Genomic DNA, 18,177 nt, shown 5'->3' on the forward strand with positions numbered 1-18,177 from the left:
GACGAGGACCAGCCGTCCTGCCCGGATGAGAGTTGCTGTCACGAACTGGAATGTTCGTTCATGGCGGATCAAAAGGTCGATTTCAGCCTCGATCTGGCATTTGCCCTGCAAATGCCGTGCGTCTGTTCCGCCTTGCTCAAGGGAAGTATGCTGCCTGCCGTCGTGCCGACCGCTGTTTGCGAAGCCGCTGTCCCGCTGGAACGTCAGCCCCTGCGCGCATTGACGCAGGTGTGGCGACTGTAATCCCGTCGTGGTAACGCCTGACGTTGTGCAGCTCGCCGCACGTCTCCAGTTCCGTTTCGGGATGTCCCCGATACGCCCGATGAGCCGCTAAGCTCGCAGGCCGTGCCGATATTCCCGCTGCTCCCTGCACACTGAGCAGATGTGCTGTTTACTGCGGTGATGAACTGCTGCGCTTTTTTCCTGCAGTGTGACTCGCTGCGCCTGTTCCCAGTTAACCCGGGACGACGATCTCATGAATTCGATACAGACCCGGCCGATCCGTCGTTGGATCGGTCCACTCATCCTGGTGGCGTTTCTCGTTATCGGATGGCTCACCAGTTCCGTCTGGCTGCCGCCGATGAATGGCATGGTTCAGCGTTCAATCACCGGCTTTCGATCGGCCGCCTCGACCGAGCCTCACGGCGAAGAGGAAGGCGACGCACATGCCGGTCACGATCACGAAGGGCACGACCACGTCGGCCACGACGAAGCGACGTCGCTGGAACTTTCCGATCAGGCGTTGCGGAACATCGGACTCTCGCGCGAGACGATCCAGCCGATTGAGCTGCAGACGTTTCAGCGGTCGATTACCGTGCCCGCACTCGTCGTCGAACGTCCGGGGCGGACTCGCGTCCAGGTGGCCACGCCGATGACGGGCGTCATCACCCATGTGCACGCCGTGCAGGGAGAAGCCGTCGAACCGGGAAGCCTGCTGTTCCAGATTCGACTCACGCACGAGGACCTGGTGTCTGCACAAACCGACTTTCTGCAAACGCTCGGCGAGCTCGATGTGGAAGAACGCGAGATCACACGGCTGCAGGATGTCACGAGCAGTGGAGCGGTCGCGGGCAAGGTTCAGCTCGACCGGGAATATGCCCGGGACAAGCTCGCCGCCCATCTCCGGGCCCAGCGGGAAGCGCTCAAACTGCACGGTCTTTCGGACGAGCAGGTCGATCTGATCGCCAGCGAGCGGCGACTGCTGAGGGAACTTCAGATCTTCGCACCTTCGACCGACGAGCATCCCGAGAACGAACTCAAACTGGCTGGCAAGCTGGTGCAACCGGTCTCCCTGCAGCAGTCAGGCGATGCTCCCCCGAGCGGGTCCGGCGACCGGGAATCACTCATTCTGCAGGATCTGCTTGTTCACAAAGGACAGTCGGTGAATGCCGGAGAAACGCTGGCCGTGCTGGTCGAGTACAGCGAGCTCTATATCGAAGGACTCGCCTTTGAGCAGGACATCTCTCAACTCCGTCGAGCATCGGAACAGGGCTGGAAGGTCGATGCGATCTTCGAAGAGCCCGGAGCCGGTCCGCGGATCGTTGAGGATCTCGAGTTCGCCTACCTCGCCAATCGGGTCGACATGGATTCCCGGACGCTGCCGTTTTACGTCCGGCTGCCTAACGAAATCACGAAAGACCGTCGCAGCGATGGCAACCGGTATATCGAATGGAAATACCTGCCCGGACAGCGGCTGCAGATGCGGGTGCCCGTCGAAGAGATGCCGAACAGGATTGTCCTGCCTGTCGAGGCCGTCGCCCGGGAAGGGGCGGAGTGGTACGTCTTCCAACAGAACGGAGACCACTTCGACCGGGTGCCCGTGCACGTGACCTATCGCGATCAGTATTCCGCTGTGATCGCCAACGATGGCTCGCTCTTTCCGGGCGATGTCGTCGCCATGCGAGGCGCTCACCAGATGCAAATGGCCCTCAAGAACAAGGCCGGAGGGGGAGTCGATCCTCACGCTGGTCATAACCACTAGGAGGGCTGTTCATGCTGAATGCAATTATCCGCTTTGCACTCCGGCAGCGACTGCTGGTGATGGCGATCACGCTGCTGATGTGCGGCTACGGCACCTGGCAGGCGCTCCACGCACCGATCGATGTCTTTCCGAATCTGAATCGGCCCCGCGTGGTCATTATGACCGAAGCCCCCGGACTCGCTCCGGAGGAAGTCGAGTCGCTGATCACCTTCCCGATTGAAACGGCTGTGAACGGAGCCAACGGGGTGCAGGCCGTTCGGAGTTCGTCAGGCGTCGGGATCTCCGTCATCTACGTGGAGTTCGACTGGGGAACCGATATCTACGATGACCGACAGATCGTGAACGAGCGGCTGCAACTGGTCACCGACCGGTTGCCGGAAGGGATTAGTCCACAACTCGCACCCGTCTCATCGATCATGGGGCAGGTCCTCATGTTGGGGATGTGGAGTGAGGGAGGCGAGACCGAGCCGATTGAAGTTCGCACAATGGCTGACTGGGTGGTCCGTCAACGGCTGTTGACCATTCCCGGCGTTTCGCAGGTCTTCACCATGGGAGGCGGTCGAAAGCAGTTTCAGGTTCTGGTCGATCCCGACGCTCTGCTGCGATACGGCGTCACGCTGCACGAAGTCAAGCAGGCTGTTCAGGACAGCAATGAAAACGCGACGGGCGGCTATCTCGACGAACAGGGGCCGAATGAATTGCTGGTTCGTGCTCTCGGACGCATTCAATCGATCGAAGACCTGCAGAAAGTCGTTGTCGCCACGCGGAACGAGCGACCGATTGTGCTGGCTCAGATCGCCCGCGTTATTGAAGGGGCTCAGGTCAAACGGGGCGACAGTGCCGCCTATGTCCGCACCGGGGCCGGAGAGTTCGTCGGCGGCCCGGCGGTTGTGCTGACGATCAACAAGCAACCCGAAGCCGACACTCGAGCGGTTACCGAGGCGGTCCTGGAAGCCGTGGAAGATCTTCGTCCCTCGCTTCCGCAGGACCTTCGAGTGGAGCCGCTCTATTCGCAGAAACTGTTCATCGATCGAGCCATCGAAAACGTCGTCGAAGCGCTGAGAGACGGCGGGATTCTGGTGGTCATCATTCTCTTTCTGTTCCTGATGAACATCCGGACGACATTTATCACGCTCACAGCGATTCCACTTTCGCTGTTGATGACCGTGATCGTGTTCTCGTTCTTCGGTCTGTCGATCAACACAATGACACTCGGCGGCCTGGCAGTCGCCATCGGGGAACTGGTCGACGATGCCATTGTCGATGTCGAGAACATCTTTCGGCGGCTTCGGGAGAACCGGCAGCAGGGGAACCCGAAGAATCCGCTGCTCGTTGTCTTTCAGGCCAGTGTCGAGATTCGAAACTCGATTGTCTTCGGCACAATGATCGTGATTCTGGTCTTCCTCCCGCTGTTCGCGCTCTCGGGCATGGAGGGGCGGTTGTTCACGCCGCTGGGAATTGCTTACATCGTTTCGATTCTGTCTTCACTGCTCGTCTCCCTGACGGTCACGCCCGTGCTTTCCTACTGGCTGCTGGCTGGGAAGAAAGATAGCGGGCACGAGAAAGATGGCCCGTTGCTCCGCCTGTTGAAATGGATCGGCGACAAAGTCATTCGTTTCAGTCTGAGAGTCCCGAGGCTCAATCTGATCGCGACCGCACTGGCGGTCGGACTGGCCGGGCTCTTTCTGATCAATCTGGAACGCGACTTTCTTCCCCCATTTAACGAGGGGACGATTCAGCTGAATGTTGTGCTGCCGCCGGGAACGTCGCTGGGAACCTCGAACGATATCGCCGGTCGGGTTGAAGACCGACTCATGGCGATCGAGGACATTCTCTCGATCAGCCGCCGCACCGGCCGGGCTGAACTCGATGAACACGCCGAGGGCGTCAACATGAGCGAGATCCTGATCGAGCTCGATCCCGAATCCGAGCAGTCCCGTGAGGAGCAGATCGAAGAAATTCGTGAAGCCATGGGCGAAATCCCCGGGATTGTCACGGCTGTGGAGCAGCCGCTCGCTCACCTGATCTCACATATGCTATCGGGCGTGAAAGCTCAGATCGGGATCAAGATTTACGGAGACGACCTCGATCTGCTGCGTCGCAGTGCAGGGGAGATGCAGGCTGCAATCCAGTCCGTGCCGGGCGTGACCGATCTTCTGGTCGAGCCGCAGGTTATCATCCCTCAACTGCGGATCGAACTCGACCGTGACAAACTCCTGCTCTACGGTTTGACGGCTGCTGAAGTCAACACGTTCATCGAAACAGCGATGAACGGGCAGATCGTTTCGGAAGTCCTGCTCGGGCAGCGAACCTTTGACCTGTTAATCCGGCTGGACGAAGGCTATCGAGAGAACCTGCAGGCGCTGAAACGGCTGACGATTGAGATGGAGAACGGCGGGAAGATTCCACTCGAAGCCGTGGCCGACATCTATGAATCGGGAGGTCCCAATACGATCAATCGCGAGAATGTCCGACGGCGAATCGTGCTGCAGTGCAATGTCTCTGACCGCGGCGTGGTCGATGTCGTCCAGGAGATTCGCGAACGGGTGCTGCCCGTCGTCCAGTCGCTTCCGCCCGGGTACTTCGTTGAATACAGCGGCCAATTCGAGAGTCAACAGTCGGCGACCCGCATCATTGGAGCTCTGTTCGCCGTTTCGCTGGTCGGCGTCTTTCTCGTGCTGTTTACGATGTTCCGTTCCGTAAAACTGTCGCTGCAGGTAATGGCCGCACTGCCGATGGCGTTCATCGGCTCGGTTGCCGCCCTGGTGATGACCGGTCAGACGCTAACCGTGGCCGCCATGGTCGGGTTCATTTCCCTGGGCGGGATCGCTTCCCGCAACGGAATCCTGCTCCTCAATCACTACCTGCATCTGGTCCGACACGAAGGCGAGGACTGGACGAAAGAAATGATTGTTCGTGCGGGACTGGAGCGTCTCGCTCCGGTGCTGATGACTGCGCTCACGTCCGGGATCGGCCTCGTGCCGCTGGTACTGGCCGCGGGCGAAGCCGGCAAGGAGATTCTCTATCCGGTAGCGACGGTCATTCTCGGGGGACTGATCAGTTCGACACTCTTGGACTTCTTTGTCCACCCGGCACTCTTCTGGTTGTTCGGTCTCGAAGAAGCCCGGCGTGTGGTGGACGAATCGAACATGGAACTTGAGCTCATCCTCCCCGAACAGGAACCCGTCGAAGAACGGACTGTTGAAGTTTGAACCGCGGAAACGGTTCCCTCATTCTCAATGCTGAAAGGAATAGCAATGTTACGAATTCACTCTCTTCTGTCGCTGGTTGCTCTGCTGGTCGGCCTGGTCGGATGCGAGCCCCAATCGGCTCCTCCGGCTTCCGAGACCACTAACGGGCAGGCAGAAAGCGGCGGCCATGACCACGCCGAACATGATCATCCCACCGAAGGTCCGCACCACGGAGAACTCATTGAATTGGGTAACGAAGAATATCACGCGGAAATCATTCACGATGAAACGGCAGGCACCGTAACGATTTACATTCTCGATGCGGCGGCAAAGATGCAGGTTCCGATTGAATCGGCTGAGGTCATCGTGAACACAACTCACGACGGACAGCCCGCTCAACACACGCTTCAGGCCAGTCCCGATGAGAATGATCCTGAGGGGAAGTCCTCGAAGTTCGTCTCCAGCGAATCAGACCTTGCCGCCCATCTTCATCAAGAAGGAGGTGAGCCCAGGCTCGTGGTGACGATCAATGGAAAGTCCTACCGGGGAACAATCGCCCACGACCACAGCCACGAGCATGACCACGCCCATTAGGCCGTGAATGTTTTGGCCGTTTTTGGCTGCATCATTCTCCTTCCCTCCGGAATTTCTTCGTCATTCTGGAACATTCTTCGCGTCCCACTGGAATTTGCTGCCGGCCCGCTAGAATAAAGGCTGCATTCAACTCGAGGTGACAGGATGTCATGCCGCCGCCTGGGACGTAATTGCAGTTTGTTTGTACACACCGGCGGTCATATCTACAGGCGACGAGGCAACCAGGATTGAGCAGCGATTCGCACTCTGAGAGAGAGTTTCCCCAAAGCGGCGGAGTTCTACAAAGATTATTAGGGCCGAACGGTCTGGGCACACAACCGCGTCGGATATCCGACGCGGTTTTAGTCGGCTTTGCGGTTGCGCTTCTCGTTCTGCTGGTGACCGCTGCGATCAACTACATCCATACCCGCACACTGGTTGAGAACAGTCGTTCTGTCGCGGAATCGCAGGAGCTGATGGTTCAACTCGAAGGGCTTCTCTCCAATATCACCGATGCCGAGACAGGCCAGCGTGGTTTTCTCCTCACGCTTGATGAATCGTATCTCGACCCATACGAGTCTTCCGCATCCCTGGTCCATTCCGATCTGCGGAAGCTCGAAGAGCTGTTGCATGAGAACGAAACTCCATTGGGGCGGCTTCCCGATTTGAACCGAGCCGTGCAGGCCAAACTCGATGAATTGCGAGAGACGATCGATCTGGCGAAAGATGGCGATCGGGAGGCGGCTCTCGTCATCGTCCAGAGTGATGTCGGCAAGAGGCTGATGGATGAGATCCGCACAATCCTTGGATCCATGCAGGAGACTGAAGCCGAAGATGTGCGGAAACGGCTGCTTGAGACGGAGCAGAGTTTTCAGTCTGCGGTCGCCTCGGCGGTGTTGTCCACCCTGGTCGGAGTCGCGCTCCTCGGGTTTGTGTTCTATCTCGCCCTCCGGAATATTCGCCAGGAGCAGGCGGCGACCGCCGAAATGACCGCCCAGCGTGAACTTTACCTGACGACCCTGGCCAGCATCGGCGATGCGGTCATCAGTACCAATGCTGAGGGGGATGTTGTTTTTCTGAATACCGTTGCCGAGAGCCTGACCGGTTGGACAACCGCCGACGCCTCTGGTCGACCGCTGACGGAAGTCTTTCGAATTATCAACGAGACCACGAGAGCGACGGTGGAGAATCCGGCGTTGCGAGCCATTCGCGAGGGCGTCATCGTTGGACTGGCCAATCATACGCTACTGATCACACGCGATGGACAGGAAGTGGCGATCGACGACAGTGCCGCTCCGATTCGAGATGATGCCGGGGAAGTGATCGGGAGTGTGCTCGTTTTTCGCGATATCAGCAGTCACAAGTTTTCGGTGCGACGACTGGAGGCAAGCGAAGCCCGCATGCGGTCGATGCTCAACTCGGCTCTGGACGGCATTATTTCCATCGACCACCGGGGCAACGTGATCGAGTTCAACAAGTCCGCCGAAAAGATGTTCGGCTATACGCGGGACGAAGTTCTTGGCAATGAAATGGCGAACTTCATCGTTCCGCCGTCGCTTCGTGGGAGACATCGCGATGGCCTGGAACGGTATCTGAAAACAGGTGTCGGCCCCGTTCTCGATCAGCGTCTGGAACTGACCGCGGTTCGGAGAGACGGCGAAGAGTTTCCCGTGGAAATCTCGATCACACGCATCGAAACCGTCGGGCCCCCGCTGTTTACCGGATACGTTCGCGATATCACCCAGACGAAGTTCGCCGAGCAGCAGCGACAGGAGTCCGAGCGGCGTTTTCGGATGCTCGTCGAACAGATTCAGGACTACGCCATCTTCATGATGGACCCGGAGGGACGGGCAACCTCGTGGAATGTCGGAGTTCGGCGATTGCTCGGTTACGAGGAAGACGAATTCATCGGTTTGAGAGTCTTCAAAGCGGCCTTCACGCCGGAGGATCTGGAAACCGGGATCGATGAAGCGGAATTGCGTCAGGCTGCCACTGAAGGGCGCGGTGGAGATGACCGTTGGAAGTTACGAAAAGATGGAAGCCGTTTCTGGGCTTCGGGAATCACGACCGCGCTGCACGACGAAGACGGCAATTTGCTGGGCTTCATGAAGGTGATGCGGGATCAGACGGATCGCAAGCGGCTCGAAGATGAGCTTCGGAAAATTGCGGCCGATCTCTCCGAAGCGGACCGACGAAAGACCGAGTTTCTCGCCACGCTGGGGCACGAACTTCGCAATCCGCTGGCGCCGATCCGAACTGGCCTGGAAGTCATGAAGCTGGCCAGAGACGAGCCGGAGACCATCGAGGAAGTTCGGCTGACGATGGAACGACAAACCCATCAGATGATGCGTCTGATCGATGATCTGCTCGATGTGTCACGGATCACCCGCGGCAAGCTGGAACTTCGCCGATCGATGGTTCTCGTGGGCGACGTGGTCGGCAGCGCCGTTGAGGCGGCGCGACCTTTTGTCAATGATGCTCAACATGAGTTGACCGTCGAGTTGCCGGAAGAACCGATCGAGATGTACGGCGACCCGCATCGACTCGCCCAGGTCTTCTCGAATCTGTTGAATAACGCAGCAAAGTATACGCCGGTCGGAGGACATATCTGGCTGACCGTTCGCCGACTGGACGACGATGTGGTCATCAGCGTTCGGGATAACGGCCTCGGGATCCCGGCGGAGATGCAGGAGAGTATTTTTGAGATGTTCACCCAGATCGATCGTCCGCATGAGTTCGGCCACACCGGACTGGGGATCGGTCTGACACTCGTCAAGAGATTGATAGCACTTCATGGAGGAACGATCGAAGTGAAAAGCGATGGGCCTGATCACGGAAGCGAATTCACAGTTCGATTACCAGTAATGACGGAGTCGGCGGCCACAAGCGTTCTGCTTGAGGATCCCCCGAGCGGAAATCCGCCTCTCAAGGTCCTGGTTGTCGATGACAACGAAGCGGCTGCATCCATGCTGTCTATGGTTGTCAGCATGCTCGGCAATGAAGTCCGCATTGCTCACGACGGAAGCCAGGCCGTTCAGGTGGCCAGCCAGTTTCGTCCAGAGGTGATCCTGATGGATCTCGGCATGCCGAATATGAATGGATTCGAGGCGGCTCGCGAAATCCGCAAACAGGAATGGGGCAAGACGATGGTCCTGGCGGCTCTGACAGGGTGGGGGCAGGATGAAGATCGTCGGCGCTCGCGTGAAGCGGGCTTTGATCACCATTTCGTCAAACCCGCCGAGCCAGCCGAACTGCAACGGTTGTTTGCCGCGGTGAGCCGGAATTGAGCAGACGTCCCTAGAGCATATTCATGCTTCTCCTGCAGTCGCTCGGCGTCAATCCCGGGCTATGCTGAGTTTTGCACCTGCACACGCCTGCATTTGAATTTTGACTTTGCTTTAGACCGATCGGAAGTAGAAGACGATCAGTCCCGCGACGTAGACCAGCGTGACCCAGACCGAATCGATCCCCATTCCGAACAGGGTGCGGTCGCGTCGCTCAAGCAGTCCCCACATATAGAGAGCCGTAAGGACGATGCCGATCCCTCCCATGAACAACGCCGATTGATCGACAGCGTTCACAACCGGACCGGCTCGGAATGCCAGATCACTCGGCAGCAGCAGCGCGACTTCGAGGGAGTTGGTTCCGAAGATGTTGGAGATCGCCATCGTGTAGCTGCCGAGCCGAATCGCGCCGGCGGTAGTGCTGATCTCGGGAAGCGAAGTGGTCAGAGCAACCAGCGTGGCTCCCAGAAAACCGCCCGAGAGTCCCGTCTGTTCCGACAGCGCATCGGCGGTCGCTGAGACGAGGAAGCCTCCAATCAACACGAACAGACAATTGTAGGCAAACTGAATCCAGATTCCCCACTCCAGCCGTGTTCCCTGGCCCTGTTCAGACGCGTGATCACTGGCGTTCTCCTCGGGGTTGTTCTTTTCGGAGAGTGCTTCGGGAAGCTCAGTCGGAACCCACGACTCTCGATTCTCAAAGCGATTCATGTAATAGAGCGAAGCGGCATAGACCGCACCCAGCAACAGAGGCCAGAAGCCAATGTGTGCGAACAGCGTCACATCGCCCGCGGAGATGGCGCACACGCCGACGGCGATCTGCAGAATCAGCAGCGTCCCCCCCAGAAGCAGAACCGGGCTCGGAGAAAAATAAGTCAAAGCTCCCTTCACGACCCAGAAGTCGATCAGCGCCAGAACGGCGAGTTGCATGGCAACGCCACCGAACAGATTGTTCATCGCCAGGGAGGCATTTCCCAGCCAGCTCGCTGTGACGGTGGTCGCGATCTCAGGCAACGAGGTGGCCCCGCCCAGCAGAAGAGCCCCCGCCAGAGCTTTGGACATGTTCGATCGCTCGGAAATCTGATCGGCGATGTGCGAAAGTTTCGTTCCGGATCTCCAGACCAGCAGGCCTCCGACGAAGAGTATCAGCAGGTTGATCCACGGGCTGTATGTATGAAAATCGAATGTCATGCAACGACCAGTCGCCGGGCGGCGAAAAGATAAAAAGCGAAAGCAGGCGAATCCATTGAACGATTCGCCTGCTTTCTACCCCTGTTTCACGCAGATTACGTGCGGGCGGCTTCCCGGTTGATGAAGCTTTCCGCCAGATTGGTGAGAATCTTGTCGGCATCACCTTCTTCGTCCAGCGTCTGCTGCAACAACTCGGCGGCCTGCGGCTGTCCCAGTCGTTGAGCCAGGTTCCGGATACAGCCGTATGCGGCAATCTCGTAATGCTCAACCCGCTGGGCGGCACAGATCAGAGCCGCGTCGATCACGTGGGCATCACCCTTGGCGCTGATGACTTCTTCGCCTTCTTTGACCAGCCCCTTCATCGCTTCGCAGGTCTTGCCCTTCGCATCTTTGCCGAAGATCTTGAAGACCTGTTCGAGGCGGCGAATCTGACCCTCCGTTTCTTTCAGGTGTTCCTGAAAGGCTTTCTTGAGCTCCGGATCAGAGGCTTTGTCCGCCATCTGCGGAAGTGCCTTGGTCAGACGTTGTTCGGCATCATAAACGTCTTCCAGCTGATCAACGAAAAGTGCGTCCAGATCGTTGAATTCGGTTGATGTAAATAGTCCCATTGTGATTTCCTTTCGTTTCATTGCGGATGGACTCGCGTCCCATTCGGCGTTTCTTCCTGGCTGAATCGGGCTGCAAACATCGTTCCACCAAATCGGCGTCCCCGAGGAACGCAATGCGGCCTCTCGGGGCGATGCTGAGCCCGATTCACTTTCGGGCCTCAAGTTCCGGAGTCCCGGCTCAGGCAAACCCTGACTCGACGCTTGGCACGATATTCGTTCAACGGAAGATCTGGTTAGTTTCCCCGATCGCACGGCCCCTTTTGATTCTGGACCAGATGTTCGATTTTGAACTCTCACTCGCCGGTAATTTCACCGTTTTCTGCATCGCGGCTGTCGTGATCGGTTTCGCGGGCGCGAGAGCGTCACGGTTTGCCGATCAACTGGCCGACAGCACAGGATGGGGAGAAGCACTCACCGGAACCATCTTTCTGGGATTCATGACCGCATTGCCCGGCTTCATCGCCTCGCTGGTGACCGCGATGAAAGGCATGCCGGCTTTGGCCATCAGTAATGCTCTCGGCGGCATCGCCATCCAGACCGCAGCGCTCGGAGTGGCCGATATCGCCTATAAACGGGCGAATCTGGAGCACGCGGCTGCCTCGGTGCCGAATATGATGCAGACCGTAATGCTGCTCGCGCTTCTGGTTCTCGTGCTTCTCGGGTTAAGCAGTCCCGACGTCACGGTGGGTCACGTTCATCCCGCTTCGATTCTCCAGATCATCGTGGCCGCCTGCGCGTTCGTCATCGTCGTCCGTGTGCGGCAGGATCCGATGTGGAAACCGGTGCAAACGGATGAAACGCGAGTCGATCGGCCCAACGAAGACTATGTCGAGCGGGATTCCCGGAAGCTCGGATTGGCTCTGCTGGTCGTGGCCGCCCTGACCGCCCTGAGCGGAGCAGTGATTGCTGAAGCGGCACAGAACATCGTGGAACAGACCGATTTCTCGGAGATTCTCGTCGGCGGCTTACTGATGGCGGTTGCGACCTCGTTGCCGGAACTCGTCACCAGTGTGGCCGCAGTCCGAGAGGGAGCCCTGACGTTGGCAGTCAGCGATATTGTCGGCGGAAACTTCTTCGACGTTCTGTTTGTCGCGGGAGCGGACATCGTCTTTCTCAGTGGCTCGATCTATCACGCCGGGGACGTGGGTATGCGTGAGGTCTTTCTTGCCACGCTCACCATTCTGCTCAATCTGATTCTGTTGGCCGGCCTGATCTTCCGGCAGCGGGAAGGACCGGGACGGATCGGAATCGAAAGTTCTCTCATGCTGGGGTGCTACGTGATCGGATTCATCATTCTTTCACTGTCATTCTAGATCCTCGAATGTTTTGTCCAGCCAGCAGCGGAATTGGACTCTGAACGCGCAGCCTGCGCCGGCAGCTTCCGCGCCCGAGCATGCTGATCGTCGTCGCCCGAAAACTGCGGGGTATCGGGAAATCTCCTTAAAGGGAGGGCTTGCCATCCAACGGCCCTGCATTACGCTGAACTTGCACGAAGAGATTACCTGCTTTGTTTCCCGGGCGAGCCGCATGAATCGAGATTCCGTTGACCCTCGTAGATGGCTGCAGCGATGGTTCGTCCCCACCGCGATGCTGCTGCTCGGTGGATGCGCCGGTCCACAATCCACGCTCGATCCCGCCGGGCAGGGAGCGGAGGATATCGCCCGGATCTTCTGGATCATGGTCGTCGGGGCGACGGTCATCTGGACTACCGTCATCGGACTGGCGATCTATGCACTGAAGTTGAAGCCCGGCCCCCATCATCGCCGTCGCTCCGGCTTCTGGATCATCGGGGGTGGAGTCATCGCCCCGACCGTGATTCTGACCGGGCTGGTCATCTACAGTCTCGCCTTTCTTCCTCAGCTTCTCGCCCGACCTCCTGAAGGTTCGCTTCAGATCAAAGTCGAAGGTCTTCAGTGGTGGTGGCGGGTTACCTATCTCGAGAACGGCGAACCCGATTTCGAGCTTGCGAATGAAATCCATCTGCCCGTCGGCGAGCCAGTCGAGTTCCTGCTTTCAAGTCCCGATGTCATTCATTCGTTCTGGATTCCCGCGCTGGGCGGGAAAGTCGACATGATTCCGGGCCGGCAAACGCGGCTGACCCTCATGCCGACTCGAACCGGAACCTTTCGCGGAGTCTGCGCTGAATACTGCGGCTCCTCCCATGCGTTGATGAACTTCACGGTCGTGGTGGAAGAACCGGATGAGTATCAAGCGTGGCTGGAAGAGCAGCGAAGTCCCGCCCGCCGACCGGCTGAGCAGCTCACGATCCTCGGTCGCGAACTGTTTGTGAGTTCGGGGTGCGGGGCATGTCACTCCGTTCGCGGGACCGACGCGAATGGTCGCATTGCTCCCGATCTGACCCATGTCGGCAGCCGCCATAAACTGGGCGCCGACGTTCTTCCCAATGAACGAGCCAGCTTCGAACGATGGATCCGCCATACTGACGACGTGAAGCCCGACGTCCTGATGCCCGAATATCATTCGCTCGACGCGGCGGAGTTAACGGCTCTCGCTGCCTACCTCGAAAGTCTTGATTGAAACCCGCTGTATGCAGACCACCGAGAACGATCCTGAACCGCTGCCCGAAGCCCCGCCGCTCGAAGTCCGGCGTGCGCAGGAGGAGCGTCTGCTCAAAGCCTGGGAAACGCCCAAAGGCTGGCGGTACTGGTCGGCGGTCAACAACTCCGAGGTCGGACTCTGGTACACGGTCGCCTCGTTCTGCTTCTTTCTGTATGGCGGCGTACTTGCACTGCTGATGCGCATTCAGCTGGCCGTACCCGAAAACACGTTCCTGACCGCGAATCAGTACAACCAGATCTTCACCATGCATGGCTCGGTGATGATGTTCCTGTTCGCCGTGCCGATCTTCGAAGCCTTCTCCATTCTCGTATTGCCGCAGATGCTTGGGGCACGCGATCTCCCGTTCCCGAGGCTCTCGGCGTACGGGTTCTGGAGTTTCATCATCGGCGGGGTGTTCGTCTGCGGCTCCATCTTCTTCGATGCCGCACCGCGAGGCGGCTGGTTCATGTATCCGCCGTTGACCAGTTCGTATCAATCCGATGTCGGAGCCGATATCTGGCTGCTCGGGTTGACGTTCATCGAAATTGCCTCCATTGCCGCGGCGATTGAATTAATCGTCGGGGTTCTGAAGTGCCGCCCGCCGGGCATGCGAATCAACTTGATCCCGCTTTACTCGTGGTACATTCTGGTCGTCGCCGGAATGATCCTGTTCGCCTTCCCGCCGTTGATCGCCGGCGACATTCTGCTCGAAATGGAGCGGGCGTTTCACTGGCCATTCTTTGACCCGGCACGAGGCGGCGATCCGGTTCTCTGGCAGCATCTGTTCTGGATCTTCGGACATCCCGAGGTCTACATCATCTTCCTGCCATCGGTCGCGCTGATGGCGATGATCGTGCCGACGTTCGCTCGCACGCCGATTGTCGGCTACAGCTGGGTCGTTTTGTCAGCGGTTGGGACCGGGTTCCTCAGTTTCGGGCTCTGGGTCCACCACATGTTTACCACCGGGCTGCCGGGGGTGTCACTCGGAATCTTCTCGGCCGCTTCCCAGGCCGTGGCGATACCGACCGGGGTGCAGATCTTCTGTTTTCTGGCGACGCTGGTCGCGGGACGAGTGGTGAAGTCGACCTGTCTGCTCTTTATCTTCGCAGGGCTGGCGACCTTCATTATCGGCGGGCTGACCGGCGTGATGGTCGCGGTGGCTCCCTTCGATTTTCAGGCTCACGACACCTACTTCATCGTCGGGCATCTGCATTATGTGCTGATCGGCGGAACGATCTTTCCGATCATGGCTGGCTTCTATTACTTCTTCCCGATGGTCCGGGGTAAGAAGCTGAGCGAACGGATCGGTACGATCGTCTTCTGGCTCGTCTTCATCGGTTTCAATGTTGGCTTCTTCCCGATGCACATCTCCGGAATGATGGGGATGCCCCGGCGAGTCTTCACCTATCCAGCCGGGATGGGCTTCGACACCTTGAATATGACCTCAACCATCGGCGCCTTCATTCTCGCCGGCGGCTTACTGCTGTTCTTTATCGATGTCGTCCGGCCGCGAAAGAATCAGCCTTATTCGGAACGCAATCCGTGGAACGCCGGAACACTCGAATGGCTGGCGGAAATCCCCGATAAACCGTGGGGAGCCCGCTCGATTCCGGAGATCGACAGCCGCTATCCGCTCTGGGACCAGCCGAACTTTGTCCGCGATGTCGATGAAGGCCGCTTCTATCTCCCCGATGCAAAAGAAATGCTCCGCGAAACGATCGTGACTTCGGTGATCGATGCCCGCCCGATGCAATGCCTGCGCGTGGCCGGGCCGACATTCATCACAGTCTGGGCGGCAATCTTCACCGGCGGCTTCTTTATTCTGGCGACGTATCACTGGTGGACCTCGGCTGTGGTCAGCGGGCTGCTCGCCATCGTGATGCTGCTCCGCTGGGCCTGGACCACGGCTCCGATTCCTGAGAAAGACTCGAAGGATGTCAGCCTCGGGGTGACGCTGCCGATTTATGTCTCCGGACCGAGTGCGGTCGGCTGGTGGGCGATGTTCATCACCATGACGGCTGATCTGACGGCGTTCATGTCACTGGTCTTCGGCTACTTCTTCTACTGGACTGTTCATAAAGATTTCCCGCCTGAACCGCATCAGGGGCCGGGAGTCTTCTGGCCGGTGTTGAGCCTGGTGCTGCTCGCCGGTTCGTATGGACTGACGCTGTTGTCTCATCGATGGAATCGAGACGACAACGCCCGGGCGTTCTATGGAGGGCTCATCGGAGCAGCCGTGCTTTCCCTGGGCGGAGCGGCCGCGATTCTTGCTGGTCCATGGACGACGAACCTCGATCCGACTTCACACGTTTACCCGGCCATCGTCTGGGTGCTGGCCGGCTGGATGGCTCTGCACGTGATCGGCGGCACGATCATGCAGTTGTACTGTCTGGCCCGGCGGGCGGCTCGCCGAATGACCGCGAAATACGACGCCGACATCGTCAACGTTTGTCTGTACTGGCATTTCCTCGCTCTCACGGTCTTCATCACCGTTGGCGTGATTGCCGGTTTCCCCTTCCTGGTGTAGAGAGACGACATGACCCGGATCTCCGATCCCGAATATATGCAGCCGACGGAGGAACAGGATCGACTCTGGATCCTGTTCGCTTCGCCGACGATCTGGGCGATCCATCTGCTCGCCTGCTATATCACCGCGGCAATCTGGTGTGCGAAGTTCGGCGAGACCGATTCGGCTTTCACCACCGTGCGGATTGCATTCGCGGTTTACACCGTGCTTGCTCTGGCGGCAATCGGCTGGTTGGGCTGGACCGGATATCAACAGCATCGGCGTGTCACCGACAAGACCCCGCACGATGACGACACGCCACTCGATCGCCATCGGTTTCTGGGCTTCGCAACCCTGCTGCTGTCCGGCCTGAGTGCGATCGCAACCATCTACGTGGCCCTTGTGGCCGTTTTCATCGGGAGTTGTGACTGATGAGTGATTCCCTGTCCCTGGCCCCCCAGTTCGAACACGATGGACGAACGACACTGCGGACCGACTCCCTGTTTTCCGGGTGGCGGATCTGCTTTCTCATCTGGGGGCTGATCAGCCTGATCATCGCGTGGATGGGTCCACTGCCGCGCCTGGCGCATGAGGCATTCTTCGCCCACATGACAATGCACATGCTCGTGGTCGCCGTCGCCGCTCCCATGCTGGGGCTCGCGATTGCCGGCAGTCGGTTCGATCCGGTCATGAAATGGCCTCGCATCTTCTCGCCCATTCCCGCTTCCGTGGCCGAGCTGATCATCGTCTGGGCCTGGCATGCTCCGCAGCCGCATCATCTGGCGCGAATGCACACCTGGGGACTGTTCGCCGAACAGGGCTCGTTTCTGCTGGCCGGAATTATTGTCTGGCTCTCCGCGTTTGGCGGGCTGCTGCCCCGCAGTCGCGGCCGCAGTGCGGCGGGGGTCATCGGTCTGTTGCTCACATCGATGCACATGACCCTGCTCGGAGCGCTCCTGGCATTGGCTCCCCGTTCGGTCTACGACCATCACCAGGGATTCGGAAGCATGACGGCTTTGGAAGACCAGCATCTCGGCGGGGCGATCATGCTCGTCGTCGGGGGAATCGCTTACCTCTGGGGCGGAGTCGCGCTCACGGTCGGACTCGTGCAGGACCGCAAACAGGACGAGGCGGTGGAGTGATGAAACAACATCTCAAGACAATCGTGATCTTTCTGCTGATCGTTGCCGTCTGTGGCGGTCTACTCGTCGTCACCGGCGTCCTGCCAATCCGAGCCAGCGACGGTCACTGGGCAATCACCCGCTGGTTTCTCAACTTCTCGAAAGAACGGTCCGTCGCCTTCCACAGCAGTGGAATCGAAGTTCCCGATCTCGACCGTGAAGCCCTGGTGGTGAAAGGGGCAGGGCACTACGAGATCGGCTGCCTGCAATGTCACGGCAGTCCGCAACGGGAAGCCCCGCGCGTCGTCGCCTACATGACTCCAAAGCCGCCCGATATCGCCGCTCTGGTGAAGGAACGGGAACCGGAAGAGCTGTACTACATCGTCAAGCACGGCATCCTCATGACCGGCATGCCGGCCTGGCCCAGTCTGCAGCGGGACGATGAAGTCTGGCCGGTTGTCGCTTTTCTGCTGAAGTATCCAGAACTCGATCACGCGGCGTACCGCAAACTCGCTCTTGGTGAACTCGATCTGGAAGAAGTGCCGGACACCGTCAACGGTGAGGATGAAACTCCGCTCGACGTTCCGCATCATGTTGTCGAAAGCTGCGCCATGTGTCACGGTCTCGAAGGACGGGGGCGCGGCTACGGCGTCTTTCCGGTACTGGCCGGCCAGAACGAAGCCTATCTGGTCGAGACGCTGGTTGCTTATCGGGACGACAAACGGCACAGCGGAACAATGGAAGCCGTGCTCGGCCGACTCGATGTCGACGACCTCGAACGCCTCGCCAAATACTACGCAAATCTGCCAGCGGCAGGAGCCCTTGCGGATTCCGAAACCGATGGTCCCCCGCGTGATGAAGATCATGCGGAAGCCATCGAGCGGGGCCGCCAGATCGCACTGGAAGGCCTTCCGGAGCAGAAAGTGCCTTCCTGTGCCGACTGTCATCCGATCGACGGCTCGACGATTAATGACGAGTACCCGGTTCTTACCGGCCAGTACGCCGACTATCTGGAACTGCAGCTCGAGCTGTTCGCCGAACGGGTTCGCGGCGGAACCGATGCATTCAATCTCATGCACCCCGTCGTCGATCATCTCGAACCGGAGCAGATGCGGGATGTCGCGCTGTTCTACGCCGCGCAGTCGCGCGACGAATCACCATGA

At 58.8% G+C, this 18,177-nt stretch carries 13 protein-coding genes; 11 read left to right on the forward strand and 2 right to left on the reverse strand.

Annotated elements, in window-relative coordinates:
- Positions 1-60 precede the first annotated feature (60 nt).
- From L1A08_RS02210 to L1A08_RS02230, 5 genes are all read left to right on the forward strand, one after another.
- Positions 61-243, forward strand: coding sequence for a hypothetical protein (locus L1A08_RS02210; RefSeq protein WP_238753704.1), 183 nt, complete (start codon positions 61-63; stop codon positions 241-243).
- A gap of 232 nt (positions 244-475) precedes the next feature.
- The gene (locus tag L1A08_RS02215; protein ID WP_238753706.1) at positions 476-1,981 is read left to right on the forward strand and encodes an efflux RND transporter periplasmic adaptor subunit; all 1,506 of its coding nucleotides are present in this window, start codon (positions 476-478) and stop codon (positions 1,979-1,981) included.
- Between the two features lie 11 nt (positions 1,982-1,992).
- Entirely contained in the window at positions 1,993-5,193 is a 3,201-nt protein-coding gene (locus tag L1A08_RS02220; protein WP_238753708.1) for an efflux RND transporter permease subunit, read from the forward strand.
- Positions 5,194-5,238: 45 nt separating this feature from the next.
- Complete coding sequence (locus L1A08_RS02225) at positions 5,239-5,766, forward strand: hypothetical protein (protein ID WP_238753710.1); 528 nt, start codon at positions 5,239-5,241, stop codon at positions 5,764-5,766.
- A 377-nt stretch (positions 5,767-6,143) separates the two neighbouring features.
- Entirely contained in the window at positions 6,144-9,032 is a 2,889-nt protein-coding gene (locus L1A08_RS02230) for a PAS domain S-box protein (RefSeq protein WP_238753711.1), read from the forward strand.
- Positions 9,033-9,143: 111 nt separating this feature from the next.
- On the opposite strand, the gene L1A08_RS02235 is transcribed toward L1A08_RS02230, so the two are convergent.
- Positions 9,144-10,220 (reverse strand): sodium:calcium antiporter, encoded by a 1,077-nt coding sequence (locus L1A08_RS02235; protein ID WP_238753712.1) that lies wholly within the window; start codon positions 10,218-10,220, stop codon positions 9,144-9,146.
- A 95-nt stretch (positions 10,221-10,315) separates the two neighbouring features.
- The gene (locus L1A08_RS02240; protein WP_238753713.1) at positions 10,316-10,828 is read right to left on the reverse strand and encodes a YciE/YciF ferroxidase family protein; all 513 of its coding nucleotides are present in this window, start codon (positions 10,826-10,828) and stop codon (positions 10,316-10,318) included.
- Between the two features lie 275 nt (positions 10,829-11,103).
- Between L1A08_RS02240 and L1A08_RS02245 the strand changes: the two genes are divergently transcribed.
- The 6 genes from L1A08_RS02245 to L1A08_RS02270 all read left to right on the forward strand — a co-directional run bounded on the left by L1A08_RS02245 (position 11,104) and on the right by L1A08_RS02270 (position 18,177).
- Positions 11,104-12,141, forward strand: a complete 1,038-nt coding sequence (locus tag L1A08_RS02245; RefSeq protein WP_238753714.1) for a sodium:calcium antiporter — start codon at positions 11,104-11,106, stop codon at positions 12,139-12,141.
- A 214-nt stretch (positions 12,142-12,355) separates the two neighbouring features.
- A complete protein-coding gene (coxB, locus tag L1A08_RS02250; protein ID WP_238753716.1) occupies positions 12,356-13,366 on the forward strand; it encodes a cytochrome c oxidase subunit II in 1,011 nt (336 codons plus the stop codon).
- A gap of 10 nt (positions 13,367-13,376) precedes the next feature.
- Positions 13,377-15,914, forward strand: a complete 2,538-nt coding sequence (ctaD, locus tag L1A08_RS02255; RefSeq protein ID WP_238753718.1) for a cytochrome c oxidase subunit I — start codon at positions 13,377-13,379, stop codon at positions 15,912-15,914.
- Positions 15,915-15,923: 9 nt separating this feature from the next.
- Entirely contained in the window at positions 15,924-16,325 is a 402-nt protein-coding gene (locus L1A08_RS02260; protein WP_238753719.1) for a hypothetical protein, read from the forward strand.
- Positions 16,325-17,035 (forward strand): cytochrome c oxidase assembly protein, encoded by a 711-nt coding sequence (locus L1A08_RS02265; RefSeq protein ID WP_238753721.1) that lies wholly within the window; start codon positions 16,325-16,327, stop codon positions 17,033-17,035. The genes L1A08_RS02260 and L1A08_RS02265 overlap by 1 nt, the downstream gene beginning before the upstream one ends.
- Positions 17,035-18,177 (forward strand): c-type cytochrome, encoded by a 1,143-nt coding sequence (locus L1A08_RS02270; protein WP_238753723.1) that lies wholly within the window; start codon positions 17,035-17,037, stop codon positions 18,175-18,177. The genes L1A08_RS02265 and L1A08_RS02270 overlap by 1 nt, the downstream gene beginning before the upstream one ends.

The organism is Rubinisphaera margarita (genome assembly GCF_022267515.1).
GTDB classification, from domain to species: Bacteria; Planctomycetota; Planctomycetia; order Planctomycetales; family Planctomycetaceae; genus Rubinisphaera; species Rubinisphaera margarita.

Excerpts from the sequence above, each read along its gene's own strand:
- L1A08_RS02210 (WP_238753704.1), top strand. The coding sequence starts at position 61 with ATGGCGGATCAAAAGGTCGATTTCAGCCTCGATCTGGCATTTGCCCTG.
- L1A08_RS02215 (WP_238753706.1), top strand. The coding sequence starts at position 476 with ATGAATTCGATACAGACCCGGCCGATCCGTCGTTGGATCGGTCCACTC.
- L1A08_RS02220 (WP_238753708.1), top strand. The coding sequence starts at position 1,993 with ATGCTGAATGCAATTATCCGCTTTGCACTCCGGCAGCGACTGCTGGTG.
- L1A08_RS02225 (WP_238753710.1), top strand. The coding sequence starts at position 5,239 with ATGTTACGAATTCACTCTCTTCTGTCGCTGGTTGCTCTGCTGGTCGGC.
- L1A08_RS02235 (WP_238753712.1), bottom strand. The coding sequence starts at position 10,220 with ATGACATTCGATTTTCATACATACAGCCCGTGGATCAACCTGCTGATA.
- L1A08_RS02240 (WP_238753713.1), bottom strand. The coding sequence starts at position 10,828 with ATGGGACTATTTACATCAACCGAATTCAACGATCTGGACGCACTTTTC.
- L1A08_RS02245 (WP_238753714.1), top strand. The coding sequence starts at position 11,104 with ATGTTCGATTTTGAACTCTCACTCGCCGGTAATTTCACCGTTTTCTGC.
- coxB (WP_238753716.1), top strand. The coding sequence starts at position 12,356 with ATGAATCGAGATTCCGTTGACCCTCGTAGATGGCTGCAGCGATGGTTC.
- ctaD (WP_238753718.1), top strand. The coding sequence starts at position 13,377 with ATGCAGACCACCGAGAACGATCCTGAACCGCTGCCCGAAGCCCCGCCG.
- L1A08_RS02260 (WP_238753719.1), top strand. The coding sequence starts at position 15,924 with ATGACCCGGATCTCCGATCCCGAATATATGCAGCCGACGGAGGAACAG.
- L1A08_RS02265 (WP_238753721.1), top strand. The coding sequence starts at position 16,325 with ATGAGTGATTCCCTGTCCCTGGCCCCCCAGTTCGAACACGATGGACGA.
- L1A08_RS02270 (WP_238753723.1), top strand. The coding sequence starts at position 17,035 with ATGAAACAACATCTCAAGACAATCGTGATCTTTCTGCTGATCGTTGCC.